The organism is Hyalangium ruber (genome assembly GCF_034259325.1).
GTDB lineage: Bacteria > Myxococcota > Myxococcia > Myxococcales > Myxococcaceae > Hyalangium_A > Hyalangium_A rubrum.
Map to the genome: position 1 here is coordinate 726,429 of NZ_JAXIVS010000003.1, position 14,282 is coordinate 740,710.

Consider the following 14,282-nt stretch of genomic DNA (forward strand, 5'->3'; position numbering starts at 1 on the left):
ATGACGCTCGAGGGGGACCTTCGTCACGGGAGCGCAGACCGCCTCTTGAGCCAGAGCGGGGGTTGCGATCAGCAGGGCGAAGGCCGCGAGAGCGGTGATACAGCGTCGCACGCGAGGCACTGGGACCTCCGAGGGGGGGTGCTGGATGACTCGCGGCGTGTTATGCCCGTATTTCCGATCTTTAGCTAGTCCCCTTTCACACACAGTGTAGGTGTTCGCGAGACCCACACCACGCGGAGCAGTTGCAAGTGTGCGTGGTTCCAGACATTCAGGGGGGCATGTCGAACGCTACCCCTGTTCCCGCGTCTCGCGTCAGCGATCGGACCTTCTACGTCTTCACGGGCGTCGTGTCGGTCGCGGCCCTGGCCCTGCTGGCTTATCTGCTGCTGATCCGGCGCGGCGGGGCGACGGGCATGGATCTGCGCTTCATGCCGGCGGTGAACGCGGGCCTCAACGCGCTGGCGGCGAGCCTGCTGGTGGCGGGCTGGGTGGCCATCAAGCGCGGGGCGCGGCGAGTCCACCAGTACCTGATGGTGTCCGCCTTCGCGGCCTCGGCGCTCTTCCTGGTGGGCTACCTCGCCTATCACTACGTCCACGGAGACACGAAGTACGCCGGAGAGGGGGCGATGCGGGCGGTGTACCTGGCGGTGCTGGCCAGCCACGTGCTCCTGTCCATGCCGGTGGTGCCGATGGCGCTGGTGGCCTTCTACTTCGCCTGGCGCAAGGACTTCGGGCGCCACCGCAAGGTGACGCGCTGGCTGGCCCCCATCTGGGTCTATGTGTCGGTGACGGGCGTGCTGGTGTTCTTCCTGCTGCGCGGCAGCTTGCCGGCCTCTCCGTAGCTCAGCCCTGCCGGGGCGCCTCCAGCGGCGCGCTCCGGGACAGCTCGCGGGGCAGATGGACGGTGAAGGCCGCGCCGTGCCCCTCCTCGCTCTCCACCTCGATGGTGCCGCCGTGCAGCTCCACCAGCCGGCGCGTGCTCGCCAGCCCCACGCCACTGCCGACGAAGTCCTTCGCCACGTTGCTGCCCCGGTGGAAGCGCTCGAAGATGTACGGCAGGTCCTTCAGCGGGATGCCCACGCCTGGGTCCTCCACGCGCAGCCGCACCGCGCCGTCCGGGCCCGGCGAGTCCTCGGCCACCGTCACCTGGATGGGGCCTCCCTCGGGGCTGTACTTCACGGCGTTGCTCAAGAGGTTGTCCAGCACCCGCTCCAGGGCGGCGGTGTCCCAGTGGCCCGAGAAGTCGGAGCCCCGCGCGTCCAGCTGGAAGGTGTGCCGAGGCGCCGTGCTCTCCAGCTCGCGCACCTTGGCGCGCACCAGGGCGAGCAGATCCACCTGCGCGCGGCGCAGCGGCTGCTCCTGGCCCCGCGTCGCCTCCAGGAAGTGGTCGATGAGCTCGCCCATCCGCGTGGCCGCGCGGACGATGCCCGCCAACCGCTCCCGGGAGGACGTGTTGAGAGACTCGACGGGGATCTTGCTGCGCAGGAGTTGGGCGTTGAGGGTGATGATCTGCAGCGGCCCCTTCAAGTCATGCGTCGCCAGGGCGAACATCTCGTCGCGCACGGCCAGGGCCTCGCGGGCCGCCTTCTCGGCGCGCTCGGCCTGGTGACGCCGCTCCTCCACCGCATGCACGAGGCGCACCGCCTCCATCGCAGCGCGCAGGCTGTGGCGCAGCCGCTCGGGGGAAAAGGCATCCTTGATGAGGTAGTCCTGGGCGCCCGCCTTCATGGCCTCGGCCGCCACGTGCTCGCTGCCGCTGCCGGTGAGCAACACCGCCGCGGGGGTTCGGACGCCCAACCGCTCGCGCACCGCTTGCAACAGCTCCACCCCGCTCATCCCCGGCAGGTGGAAGTCCATCAGCAAGACGTCCGGCGGCGACTGGGTGGCACGCGCCAGCCCCTCCTCGGCGGTGGAGACGAACTCCACCTCCCACTGCGTGTCCGGATCCTTCTCCAGCGCACGCCGCACCCGGATTCGGTCGGAGGTGCTGTCATCCACCAGGAGGACGCGCACTCTCATGGCCCCCTCCTCATCCCAGCCCTCGACCGAGGGTGAAATAGAAGGTGGAGCCCTGACCGAGCGCGGAGTCCACCCACAGCTTGCCCCCGTGCAGTCCCACCAGCCGGCGGGCAATCGCCAGCCCCGCGCCCGTCCCGCCGCCGTACGCCTGCTCGGGGTGCAGCCGACGGAACAGCTCGAAGATGGCTTCGTGGAAGCGCGCGTGAATGCCGATGCCGGGGTCTCTCACGTAGAAAACGTAGGGTGCATCCGACCGCCTCGCAGCGGCGGGCCGAGCATCTCCGGGTCCATGGTAACCCACTTCAATCCAGGGCGCGGAACCCTCCTGGTATTTCACGGCGTTGGACAGCAGGTTGATCCACACCTGGCGGATGCGGATGGCGTCACACCGCACGGTGGGCAGGCGGCGAGGCACGCGCACCTCGACCCGGCCCTGCTCCAGTCGGGCGGAGAGGAGCTGCAGCACCTCCTCCAGCAGGTCCTGCATGTCCACCTCGCCCCAGGCCAGCTCCAGGCGGCCCACGCGGCTGTACTCGAAGAGCCCCTCCAGCATCTCCCCCGAGCGCTGCGCCAGCCAGAAGATGGAGTCCAGGTAGCTGGTGCCCTCCTGGCCCAGAGACTTCCCATGGTCCTCTCGGAGGAACTCCGCGTACTGGCGGATGCCGCGCATGGGCTCCTGCAGGTCGTGCGCGACGGTGTGGCCGAAGGCATCCAGCTCCGCGTTGGAGCGAGCCAGGGCCTGGGAGAGGCGAGAGAGCTCCTCGGCCTGGCGCAGCACCACGCCCACCAGGGCGCCCCGGAAGCTCTCGGCCGCCTCGAGGTCCGCGCGCGTCCACGGCCGGCTGGCGCCGCGCACCGTCTCGGTCCACGCACGAAAGGAGGCGCGCGGGTGGAGCCGGTGCTGGCCAGGCTCCGGCACCGCCGGCTTCTGGGGATTGCCCGCCCAGGTGACGGTGCGCGCCACCTCCGAACGGAACCAAAGGGCAAAGCGCGGCGCGGCCGGATCCAACCGCACCGCCAGCAGCCCGGCCGCCACGTCCGCGCGCTCGGCCAGGGGCGGATACAGGGCCCCGAGGCGCTCGGTGTGGAAGACGGTCTCGAAGGGCTGCGCCATGAGCCACGGCACCAGCGCCGCGAGCTCCTGCTCCGACGGGGTGGCCCCTACCTCCACCGGCGCCTCGCCCAGCAGCAGCGCCGCGCCGGTGGCCCCGAGCGGCTCCAGCATCAACGCGGCGTGCTGGGGCAAGCAGTCCGCCAGCGGCGCCTTCGCGTGTCCCAGCTCCGTGGCGAGCTTCTCCAGGAGCCTCGCGCGGCGCGAGTGCTCGAGCGCCTCGCCCGCGCGCTGCTCGGCCTCCAGTTGCAGCGTCAGCAGCCGGGTGAACACCTCGCAGGCCCGGCGCCGCTCGTGCGAGACATGCAGGGGCGCGTGGTGGTGGCAGGCGATGAGCCCCCACAACTTGCCGTCCTGGAGCAGCGACAGGGAGAAGGAGGCCTCCACGCCCATGTTGTGCAGGTACTCCAGATGCACCGGAGACACGCTGCGCAGCGCAGCGCCCGACAAGTCCAGGGGGCGCCCCCGACCAGGCAGCACCACGGGCACCAGCGGCACGGGCCGGGCGCGCGCGTCGGCGATGAGGCGCAAGGGGTTGCGCGTATAGAGGGCGCGGGCCTGGGTGGGAATGTCGCTGGCGGGGAAGTGCATCCCCAGGAAGCTGTCCACCCCCTCCGCCCGGCTCTCGGCGAGCACCTCGCCATGCCAGTCCGCGTCGAAGCGGTACACCATCACCCGGTCGAAGCCCGTCAGCGCCCGCACCGCGTCCGCCGCGGCCTGCAAGAGCGCCTGCGCCCCTTGGGCTCCCGGCAGCGGGGACACGAGCCGCCGCACCCACTCCAACGAGTGCTCCTCCGTGCTGGCGTCGGCCTCGGCCGGCTCCAGCTCCAGCACCGTCAGCCCGTCGCTCTCATGCCACAGGGCGCGAAAGGCCGTGCCCCCCAGCTCCACGCGCGCGGAGCCGGCTGGAGAAGGCGCACCCAGCCGGGCGAGCACCTGCGCCGGCAGCACCTGCTCCAGCGACTTGCCGAGCAGTTCCTGGGGCGGGCTCCCGAGCAGCGCCTGGGCGTTGGCGCTCACCACCGCCAGGGTGCGCTGGGGACCCTCGAAGGCCAGCAGCACACCATGGGGTTGGATGCCCCCGAGCAGGTGGATGGGCTCCCGGTCACACTGGCTGAGGTCCACCTCATGCGTCGGCAACGACATCCGTCACCTCCCGGCCCAGCCAGGCCTCGAAGGCGTCGAACGTGTCCTGCGCGCCGCGCACCACCCGCGCGTCGAAGCTCTCGGAGGCCTCGGCGGCCGAGACGCGGGTCACCGCCTCGCCGAAGGCCTTCCACATGGGCCCCACCTCCTCGCCGTAGGCCCGGAAGAAGGCGAAGGCGCCCACGGGCGCTCCCGCGAAGTGTTTCTGGAGGTGGCGGAGGATGAGCTGGCCGCCCAGCGTGGAGCCCTCGAGGACGTAGAAGCAGCCCAGCGCCTCGGGCAGGCCGGTCAGCGCCGGGAGCGTGGAGGCGCGGGGCAGGCGCGCCAGCGAGGCGGCGTCATGCCCTAGCGCCGCGAGGTCCTCCTCGAGCAGCGGCAGCTTCCAGCGCTCGGTGGCTCGCAGCTCCGGCACTCGCCCCGAGAGACAGTCGGCGAGCGCCTCCTCCAGCGGAGCAAAGAGCCCGTAGAGCGCCTCCAGGTGTCGCCGGTACCCCTCGGGCGTCAACCCTGGCTCCAGCAAGCGCACCGTGCGCTCGGCCCGTTCATGGTGCGGGCGGGTTTCCGTCTTCAATCGCAGGAGCAGGGTCTGAGGTGCCGGGGGCAAGCACTTCGTAGGATGGACTGGCTTCATCGAGGAGGGAACTGGAGAGCACGAAAAGTGTCCACCAGCTACCGAGAACAGGGGCTCAATCCGCCTGGGAGAGCCGTGACTTCACCAGCTCCCGCAACGCCTGGGGCTCGAAAGGCTTCTCCAGGCGCGTGCTGGCCACCTTGCCCAGGAACTCGCGCGCACCGGCAGTGAAGGCCCCGCCGGTGACGAAGATGATGTCCGAGACCCGCTCGGGCCAGCGCCGCACCAGCTCGGCGTGGAACTCCATTCCCGTCATCTCCGGCATCATCAAGTCACAGAGGATGAGGTCCCACGGCTGGCCCTGCTCCAGCCACTTCAGCGCCGCCCGGGCCCGGTTGAACACCGTCACCTCATGCTCCGTGCTCAGCGTGCGCTTGATGGCGTTGAGCACCATGGGCTCGTCATCCACCACCAGGATGTGGCCGCGCCGCCCGGCCGGCAGCACGTGCCGCTCGACCACCTTGCCGCGCCCCATCTCCACCGGCGGCTCGAGCACCACGCGGAAGGTGGTGCCCTTGCCCAGCTCGCTGTCGAACCCCAGCTCTCCGCCCAGGCTGGCGATGATGCCGTGGCAGATGGACAGCCCCAGGCCCGTGCCCATGCCTTGGGGCTTGGTGGTGAAGAACGGCTCGAGGATTCTCGCGCGGATCTCCTCCGGAATCCCGCCGCCCGTGTCGCGCACCTCGATGACGATGCGCCCCCGCTCGTCCAGCCGCGTGGAGACGCGAATCTCGTTGCAGTCCGCGGAGCCCTCGGGAATGGCCTGCGCCGCGTTCACCAGCAGGTTGAGGAACACCTGCCCCAGCCGCGCCTCGTTGGCGTACACCGAGGGCACCGGCTGGTAGGCCTTCACCAGCCTCGCCCGGTGGCGGATCTCGTTCCAGGCCATCGTCGTCGCCGAGTCGATGGCGCGGCGCACGTCCACCAACTCCATGCGCTCGTCGTCCGGCCGGGAGAACATCTTCAGGTCCTTGACGATGAGGCGCATCCGCTCGGAGCCCTCGCGCGCCTCCTTGAGCGCATCGGGCAGCTCGCCCGCCTCCAGCGTGCCCTGGGCCACCGCGTGCTCCACCTCCTGGCGCGCGTAGTCCAGGTTGGCGATGACGTAGGCCAGCGGGTTGTTGATTTCATGCGCCACCCCGGCCGCCAGGGTGCCCACCGAGGCCATGCGGTCGGCCAGCGCCAGCCGCGAGCGCATCTCCTCGCGCTCGCTCACGTCCACCATGGCCCCCAGCATCCGCACCGGGTTGCCTTGCGCGTTGCGCAGCACGGCGCCGCGGTCCATCACCCGCGCGTAGGTGCCATTGGCGCGCCGGAAGCGGTACTCGTCCGTCCACAACGTGCCGCTGCCATCGATGATGTGGTCGAGGCTCTTCGTCACCCGCTCCCGGTCCTCCGGGTGCAGGCGAGAGAACCACCAGCTCGACTCGGGGCTGGTGTCCTTCTGCGCGTAGCCGAACGCGGGCGCGAGGCGCTCACTCCACTTCACCTGGTTGGTCACCAGATCCCAATCCCAGACGACGTCATTGGTGGCGCGCTGGAGAATCTGGAAGCGCTCGTTGCTGCCCCGCAGCTCGTCGATGAGCCGCCGCTGCGTGTGGTTCATCCGCCGCAGCTCCAGCTGGGCCACCACCTGCTCGGCCAGCGTCTCCAGGGAGCGGACCTGCTCCGGAGAGAGCTGCCGCGGCACCCGGTCGATGACGCACACCGTGCCCAGCGCGAGCCCCTCGGGCGTCAACAGGGGCGCGCCCGCGTAGAAGCGGATGTGGGGCGCGCCCGTGACCAGGGGGTTTCGCGCGAAGCGCGCGTCCAGGTGCGCGTCCGGCACCACGAACAGCCCCTCGCGGAGGATGGCGTAGGCGCAGAAGGCCACATCGCGCGAGGTCTCCTGCGCCTCCAGGCCCACGCGCGACTTGAACCACTGGCGATCCTCGTCCAGCAGGGAGATCAACGCGATGGGGGTGCCGCACAGCTGCGCCGCCAGGCGGGTGATGCCGTCGAGGCTCGCCTCGGGCTCGGTGTCGAGCACCTCGTAGCTGCGCAGGGCCTCCAGACGCGCCTCTTCGTTCCACGGCCGCGGGGCAAGCATCAGGGAAGAGCCCTCGCCCTCCAGGGAATGGGGGCGCGCTCCCTCATCGAAACCCATGTCCCTCTCCTTGGGCATGCGAGGTCCTGACCACGGGTGTGGCGAAATGATCCCCGACGGGAACGCTCAGAAGTAGACGACGCAACCCCGCAAGAATAGAACTAAAAAACCAATACCTGGGTGTAGGCCTGCGAGCCCTCGCATGGATCCAAAGGGAAGCAGGCCGAGCCCACGTCTGGTTTGCTGCTCTCGCGGTAAGTCTGGTGCCTACTCGCAGTAACCGCTGGTGCGGTTACACGTGAAGTTGCTGCCGCACACCTCGCGCACGGTGCAGTCGGGCAAGCACTGGCCCGCCCCCGCCTCGTCGTCGTAGCAGACGTAATCCGCGCGGCAAGTGCTCCGCCCCTGGCTGGGTCCCGAGCAGTTGGCGATGCAGACCTTGTCGTCCGAGGAGCTGCCCACCACGTAGCACTTGGAGCCCGCCGGGCAGCCCTGGGTGTCGCAGTCGCGAGTGCAGTAGCCCCCCGGGTAGCTCGTCACGCACCGGCCGCCGTCCGGGCAGTCGGTGTTGCTCTGGCAGGCCGCGCCCACCACCAGCGCGGGCGAGTCATCCACCGGCGCCAGCGGCACCAGATCGAAGCTGATGTTGCCGATGTCCTGGTCCACCGCGAGTGGAATGGGCTCGAAGTCGTCCACGTTCCGCCAGAAGCCCGTGAGCTCCTCGTCCTCGAAGAACTCTCCGTCCTCGTCCTCGTCGATGGTCGCCAGCGCGTAATAGGTCTGCGGCGGCATGTCGATGGCGTACGTATAGCCGCGCGCGGCCTCGGCCACGGCGATGGTGTTCTCCTCCACCTGCCACTCGCCCAGCTCGTCCTGCCACGCGAAGGCCACCACCGCGTCCAGGCCCTGCGCCACCGCGCCCACGCGGATCTTCACCGTCACCGTGGCGCTGCCCGCCGGGCCTCCTCCCGCCGCGCTCGTGCCGGTGAGGGTGAGCGTGGCCGAGTACTCCCCGTCCGCCAGCCCCGAGGCGTTCGTCACTACGTCCAGCGCGGCGGTGGAGAAAGCCGACAGCGACAGCGTGGGCCCCGGCAGGGACACCGCTCCGGCCTGGGGCCCGCTCTTGGCCGCCGTCACGTTCAGCGTGCCGCCGCCCAGGTTGGACACGAGGATGCGCTGGGTGTCGCTGCCGTTGAAGGACAGGAGCGTGGTGGTGATGCCCAGCTTCGGCGGCTCGTTGGAGGAGCCACCCTGCGCCAGCTTCAGCGCCGCCTGCGCGTTCACCAGCCCCGCGCCGCAGCCCTCGGAGCATCGGCTGCTGGCGCTGGCGGTCGTCTTGAGGATGTTCTCCACCTGCTGCGCGTTGAGGCTGGGGTTGACCGCCAGCATCAGCGCCACCACGCCCGCCACGTGCGGGGTGGCCATGCTCGTGCCCTGGTTGAAGACATAGGCGGGCTGGTCATCCTCGTCGAACGAGGTGGAGAGCACCCCGTCCGCGTACCCGTCTCCGTTGAGGTCCTCGCGCATCTCGCCCCCGGCGGCCATCACGTCCACCGGCGCGCCGAAGTTGGAGAAGCTGCTGCGCGTGCCGGCGAAGTTCGTCGAGCCCACGCAGAGCACGTTCTGCTGGTTGCACGGCGTGGTGCCCGTGGCGTCCACGTTCTCGTTGCCCGCGGCGATGACGTAGATGGCGCCCGCCGTCACCCGCGCGTCGATGACGTCCTGGTAGGTGCGCTGCGGCGAGGAGGCGCCGCCCAGGCTCATGTTGATGACCTTGGCGGGCGTGGGATTGTTGGGCACTCCGGACACCGTGCCACCCGCGGCCCAGTTCATCGCCGCGGCGATGTCGAAGCTGGTGCCGCCCTGCCGGCCCAGCGCTCGCACCGGGAGGATGCGCGTGCTCCACGTCACCCCCGCCACGCCGCTGGCGTTGTCCGTCGCCGCGCCGATGGTGCCCGCCACATGCGTGCCGTGCCACGAGGAGCCCCCGTTCGGCTCGTCCCCGCCCCGGTCCGTGGGGTCGCTGTCACGGCCGCTGCCGTCCCCGCTGTTGGACGTGTCGGAGATCATGTCGTAGCCGGCGATGACGCGCGCGTTGAGGTCCGGATGCGAGGCGATGCCGGTGTCGATGACGGCCACCGTCACCGCGTCGCCGCCGGTGCTCACGTCCCAGGCGGACGGCAGGTTGATGGCCGGGTAGTGCCACTGCACCCCGTAGCTCTTGTCGTTGGGCGTGCGCAGCGCGTACATGCGCAGGTTCTTCTCCGTGAAGCGCACCCCCGGCACCTGCGCGAGCTGAGCGACGAGCTGCCCCGTCTCCTCCACCGTCACCGTGTGCCCGTCCAGCGCCTCGAAGCCCACCAAGTGCAGGTGCTCGCTGGCGTAGCCCTTGTGCGCCACGCGGTAGCCGGGCAGCGTCACCCGCTCCAACGCCACGGGCGCCTCCAGCCCCGCCGCCTCGAAGCGGACAATCACGTCTCCGGCGATGGTGGGGTCCTCCGCGGGCAGCCGCTTGAGCGGCGGGGGGCCCATGGGCGGCGGGACGATGAGCGGATCCGGCAGCGTCACCTCGATGGCGGACTTACGCGTGCCGAGCCCCTGCTGCCGAGTGACGGCCCGCGAGAGGGCCTGCGAGAGCCGGACCGCTGCGTCTCCCTGGAGCGGCGCGGGGCGCGCGGTGGGCTGCGCGGAGGAGCGTCCCCCGCCCTTCTGGAAGGGAGTCAACTTGCCCTGGATGCGACCCGAGGGCTCCTCCTCGCAGGCGGTGAGCAGCAGCAGGCCCAGGATGAGCAATCGGCGCATCGACATTCCCCTCCCTCACGGTGAAGGAGAGGACCCTACCAGCCCTGGCAAGCGCCGGGGGTCTCCTCTTCGAGGAGGTGTCAGCCCGCCGCCGCTTCGCCGCCGGTGCCTTCCGTGCCCTCGGTGTCCTCGCCCTCGTCGTCGGCGAGCGCGTCCACGCCTTGTGGGACTCCGTCCACCCAGGTGACGACGTTGCCCACCATGGCGGGCACGCGCGAGCCGGGCGTCACCACGCCGGTGAGGTTGAGCGGGTCCACCGCGGACAGCTGCACCCGTACGCCCGAGGGCGCCTGGCGTCGCACCGCCCGCGCCGTGTCCACCGCCTCCGGCAGCGCGAACTGCTCGCCCACGAAGCCCGACACGAAGCGTCCGCCGCGAACCTCGCCGCGCGCCTCCATGCGCCGGTAGACGAACAGCAGCTCGCGCCAGGTGGGCGCCAGCGACTCGCGCATCACCAGGTCCCTCCAGACAATGCCGTAGCGCTGGAGGAACAGCCGGGCCAGCGAGTCCCTGACTTCATCGTCCGGCTTGGGCTCGGAGGGAACCAGCAGGCTCCAGCGCCCCGGGCCGCCGCGCTGCAACAGCTTCTGGCGCCGGCGCTGGGCCGGGCTCTGCAGCACGCGCAGGTTCTGCACCGCGTCGGCCGTCACCAGCCCCCGCGCCACCAGCTCCCACAGCGCGTCCTCGACCTCCGCCGGCAGCCGGCGCGCGCGCGACACCAGGTCATTGAAGAAGCACGCGCCGCGCTGCTCCAGCACCGCCACCACGTCCTTCGCCGCGGCCGACAGGTCCGGAGGCAGCCACACCCCTCCGTCCGAGAGCACCGCGTGGGGCCGTGCCGAGGCCAGCATCCAGTCCAGGTTCTCCCGGCGGGTGAAGGTGAGGCTCGCGTTGCGCGTGGGCTGCGGCGCGCGACGTGGGGCCTCCGGCTCCGGGGCAGGCACCGGCGCTCCCCGGCGAGGACCGGGCTGCGGCTTGGGCTCCTTCACCGTCAGCCGGCCCCAGGCCACTTCGCCGCCGTAGCAGGCGCGCTCCAGCAGATCCGCCGTGTAGCCCTTCATGCGCGCGGGCAGCAGGAAGCGCTCCCAGGCCGAGGCCGGCGCCTCGTAGCCCTGCAGCAGCGAGACGGCCTTGAGCAGACCCGTGGAGCCGCGCAGCGCGTCCACTTCCTCCAGGTGGTGCCACCGGAAGAGGAAGCGCATGAAGTCCTGCGCGCTCAGCGGTTCGATCTCCTTGCGCAGCCGGCCCACCGTGAGCCGGTGGATGCGCTGGAGCAGGCGCCGGTCGCACCACTCGAGCTCGGCCTGGGTCCCCTCTGCCCGAAGCGAGGGGGGCCGGAACTGCCCACGCAGGATGTTGCCCGTGCTCTCCAGTTGGTGCAGCGCGAAGTTCACGTCTGACTCATCCAGCAGCGTCAGGCGCGCCAGCTCCGCCACCGTGGTGGGCCCCAGCATCTCCATGTACCCACGGACGATCTGGAGCACCGCCGCCTCGCGCTCCATCGGCCGGTCCCCTTCCAGCACCGGCAGCGGCGGCTGCGTCTGCACCTCCGGGAAGAGCGCCCGCACCGCGCTGCCCCGCTCCGCCGGCACCAGGAAGCTCCCACCCGGCCGCTCCAGCCACGCTACCCGGCCCTGCTGGAACAGCGACACCTCCAGGCCCTTGGGCACCTCCGAGGCGCGCAGCAGCACCAGCTGCAGGAGCGCATCGTGCAGCTCGTCCGCGTCGCGCATGGGCGGCGCCGCGTCCTCCACCACCTGGGCGATGGCCGCCGCGTCCAGCGCCCCGAAGGCCGCCGCGTCCTCGGCCGGCATCGCCCGCCGCAGCGCCACGTTGCGCACCCGCCGCTCCTCCGCTGGCGCGTCGTCCAGGAAGGTGTACGGCATGCTGTGGATCATCTGGTGCGCGAAGACGCTGGGCTCCGGCACGTCCTTCGCCTCCAGGCGGATGCGCCCGTCCTTGATGCGGCGCAGCACCTCGCGCAGGCCGTCCACGTCCATGGCCTCGCGCAGACAGTCCTCCATCGTCTGCTTCACCAGCGGGTGGTCGGGCAGCTCGATGTCTCCACCGCCGTGGTTGTCCTGGCAGCCCACCTGCGCCGGGAAGACGGAGGCCAGCAGGTCCTCGCTCCGGGCCCGCTGGAGGTTGGGCGCCACGCGCTTGCCGCCCGAGAAGCGGTTGAGCGCCAGCGCCCGCGTCGCGTTCCACCGGAAGCGCGTGCCGAAGATGGGCGCCTGGAGCACCGCCTGCACCAGCACCTCCTCGGCCTGCTCTGGGTTGAGGAAGTCGAAGATGTCCGCCAGCGGGAAGGAGTGCTGCTCGCCCAGCGACAGCAGGATTCCATCCTCGGTGGCCGCCGCCTGCAGCTCGAAGTCGAAGCTGCGGCAGAAGCGCTTGCGCAGCGCCATGCCCCAGGCCCGGTTGATGCGGCTGCCGAACGGGGCGTGGATGATGAGCTGCATGCCGCCCGCCTCATCGAAGAAGCGCTCGGCCACCACCGTGGTGTGGCTGGGCACCACCCCACCCAGCATCTTCTGTCCCAGCCGCAGGTAGCCCAGCAGCGCATCCGTCGCCGGCCCGGGCACGTTCAGCTCCTTCTGCAGGAAGGCAGCCGGGTTGTCGTGCTTCAGCAACTCCTCGCGCAGCTTGCCCACCTGCAGGGACAGCTCATCCGTGCGCCCCGGCGCCTCGCCGCGCCAGAAGGGCACCGTGGGCGGCGCGCCCTTGGCGTCCTCCACCTGCACGGTGCTACCCGACACGCGCTGGATGCGCCACGCCGTGGAGCCCAGCAGGAAGATGTCTCCCGGCGAGGACTCCACCGCGAAGTCCTCGTCGAGCTGGCCCACCACCTTGCCCTCGGGCTCGGCGGTGACGGAGAAGGTGAAGGTGTCGGGGATGGCGCCCCCGTTGGTCAGCGCGGTGATGCGCACCCCGCGCCGGCCCTTGAGCCGGTGGTTCACCCGGTCCCGGTGCAGGTGGACGCCGCTGCGGCCCCGCCGCAGGGAGATGCCCTCCGAGAGCGTCTCCAGCACCCCCTGGTACTCCTCCCAGGTGAGGTTCCGGTACGGGTAGGCGCGCTGGAAGATGGAGAACAGCGCCCGCTCGTCCCACTCCTCGCAGGCGCACGCGGCGACGATCTGCTGCGCCAGCACATCCATCGGCTTGTCGGGGATGCGCACCGCGTCCAGCTCGCCCTCGCGCACCGCGTTGAGCAGCGCCACGCACTCCATCAGCTCGTCGCGCGTCATGGCGATGAGCAGGCCCTTGGAGATGCCTCCTTTATAGTGGCCGGCGCGACCCACCCGCTGCAGCAGCACGGAGATGGCCTTCGTGCTGCCCAGCTGCACCACCAGGTCCACGTTGCCCACGTCGATGCCGAGCTCCAGCGAGGCCGTGGCCACCATCGCCACGAGCTGCCCCGCCTTGAGCTTCTCCTCGGCCGCCAGGCGGATCTCGCGCGACATGCTGCCGTGGTGCGCCGCGACCTTGCCCTCTCCCAGCCGCTCGCCCAGGTCGTGCGCCACGCGCTCGGCCATCTTCCGCGTGTTCACGAAGATGAGCGTGGTGCGGTGCTGCTGCGTGAGCTGCACCAGCCGGTCGTAGACCTGGCCCCACATCTCGTGGGTGGCCAGCGAACTCAGCTCCGCGTCCGGAATCTCGACGGTCAGCTCCCACGGCCGCAGGTGCCCCACCTCCACCCGCTTGCATTCCTGGTAGGAGGCGCCGGTGAGGAAGGCGGCGATGGTCTCCAGCGGCTTCTGCGTGGCCGACAGGCCGATGAGCTGCGGGCGCACCTCGGTGAGCGTCTTGAGCCGCTCCATGGAGAGCGTGAAGTGGCTGCCGCGCTTGTCCCGCGCCAGGGCGTGGATCTCGTCCACGATGACGGTGCGCACCGAGCGCAGCGTGCCGCGGGCACGGTCCGCCGTCAGGTAGAGATAGAGCGACTCCGGCGTGGTGATGAGGATGTGCGGCGGCCGGCGGATCATCTGCGCGCGCTCGGAGGCCGAGGTGTCCCCGGTGCGCACCTGCACGCGCAGCTCCTGGGGCGTGTACCCGGACGTGCGCGCCAACGTCATCAGCTCCTCCAGCGGCTGCAGGAGGTTCTTCTGCACGTCGTTGCCCAGCGCCTTCAGAGGCGAGACGTAGAGCACCTCGGTCCGGTCCGACAGCGTGCCTTCGAGCGCCTGCCGGAACAGCCCGTCGAGGGCCGCCAGGAACGCGGTCAGCGTCTTGCCGCTGCCGGTGGGCGCGGCGATGAGCACGTCATTTCCGGCCTGGATGAGCGGCCAACCCTCCACCTGGGGCCGGGAGGGCTCGCCCAACCGCTCGGCGAACCACTTCCGAACCACCGGATGGAACGGCATCAACGAGGGGTGCGCCGCCTGCGCGGCGTAGAAATCGAGGGCGATTTGCGGAGCCATGACGCGCACCCCTCAGACTGAACACAGGTGCAGGGCGCCGTCAACCGCCCCTCACACCCACCTGTC

At 70.7% G+C, this 14,282-nt stretch carries 7 protein-coding genes; 1 reads left to right on the top strand and 6 read right to left on the bottom strand.

From position 1 onward, the window contains the following. The first annotated feature begins 278 nt into the window (after positions 1-278). The gene (locus tag SYV04_RS11875; RefSeq protein ID WP_321545811.1) at positions 279-842 is read left to right on the top strand and encodes a DUF420 domain-containing protein; all 564 of its coding nucleotides are present in this window, start codon (positions 279-281) and stop codon (positions 840-842) included. A gap of 1 nt (position 843) precedes the next feature. On the opposite strand, the gene SYV04_RS11880 is transcribed toward SYV04_RS11875, so the two are convergent. The 6 genes from SYV04_RS11880 to SYV04_RS11905 form a co-directional block, all read right to left on the bottom strand. After that, positions 844-2,019, bottom strand: coding sequence for an ATP-binding response regulator (locus SYV04_RS11880; protein WP_321545812.1), 1,176 nt, complete (start codon positions 2,017-2,019; stop codon positions 844-846). A 10-nt stretch (positions 2,020-2,029) separates the two neighbouring features. Further along, entirely contained in the window at positions 2,030-4,276 is a 2,247-nt protein-coding gene (locus tag SYV04_RS11885; protein WP_321545813.1) for an ATP-binding protein, read from the bottom strand. Further along, complete coding sequence (locus SYV04_RS11890; protein WP_321545814.1) at positions 4,257-4,907, bottom strand: biliverdin-producing heme oxygenase; 651 nt, start codon at positions 4,905-4,907, stop codon at positions 4,257-4,259. The genes SYV04_RS11885 and SYV04_RS11890 overlap by 20 nt, the downstream gene beginning before the upstream one ends. Positions 4,908-4,962: 55 nt before the next feature. Next, a complete protein-coding gene (locus tag SYV04_RS11895) occupies positions 4,963-7,053 on the bottom strand; it encodes an ATP-binding protein (protein ID WP_321545815.1) in 2,091 nt (696 codons plus the stop codon). 207 nt (positions 7,054-7,260) lie between these two features. Next, entirely contained in the window at positions 7,261-9,795 is a 2,535-nt protein-coding gene (locus SYV04_RS11900; protein WP_321545816.1) for a S8 family peptidase, read from the bottom strand. An 80-nt stretch (positions 9,796-9,875) separates the two neighbouring features. After that, a complete protein-coding gene (locus tag SYV04_RS11905; protein ID WP_321545817.1) occupies positions 9,876-14,216 on the bottom strand; it encodes a DEAD/DEAH box helicase in 4,341 nt (1,446 codons plus the stop codon). Positions 14,217-14,282 lie beyond the last annotated feature (66 nt).

Bases quoted from the DNA above. Each gene is read 5' to 3' on its own strand.
- SYV04_RS11875 (WP_321545811.1), top strand. From the start codon at position 279: ATGTCGAACGCTACCCCTGTTCCCGCGTCTCGCGTCAGCGATCGGACC.
- SYV04_RS11880 (WP_321545812.1), bottom strand. From the start codon at position 2,019: ATGAGAGTGCGCGTCCTCCTGGTGGATGACAGCACCTCCGACCGAATC.
- SYV04_RS11885 (WP_321545813.1), bottom strand. From the start codon at position 4,276: ATGTCGTTGCCGACGCATGAGGTGGACCTCAGCCAGTGTGACCGGGAG.
- SYV04_RS11890 (WP_321545814.1), bottom strand. From the start codon at position 4,907: ATGAAGCCAGTCCATCCTACGAAGTGCTTGCCCCCGGCACCTCAGACC.
- SYV04_RS11895 (WP_321545815.1), bottom strand. From the start codon at position 7,053: ATGGGTTTCGATGAGGGAGCGCGCCCCCATTCCCTGGAGGGCGAGGGC.
- SYV04_RS11900 (WP_321545816.1), bottom strand. From the start codon at position 9,795: ATGCGCCGATTGCTCATCCTGGGCCTGCTGCTGCTCACCGCCTGCGAG.
- SYV04_RS11905 (WP_321545817.1), bottom strand. From the start codon at position 14,216: ATGGCTCCGCAAATCGCCCTCGATTTCTACGCCGCGCAGGCGGCGCAC.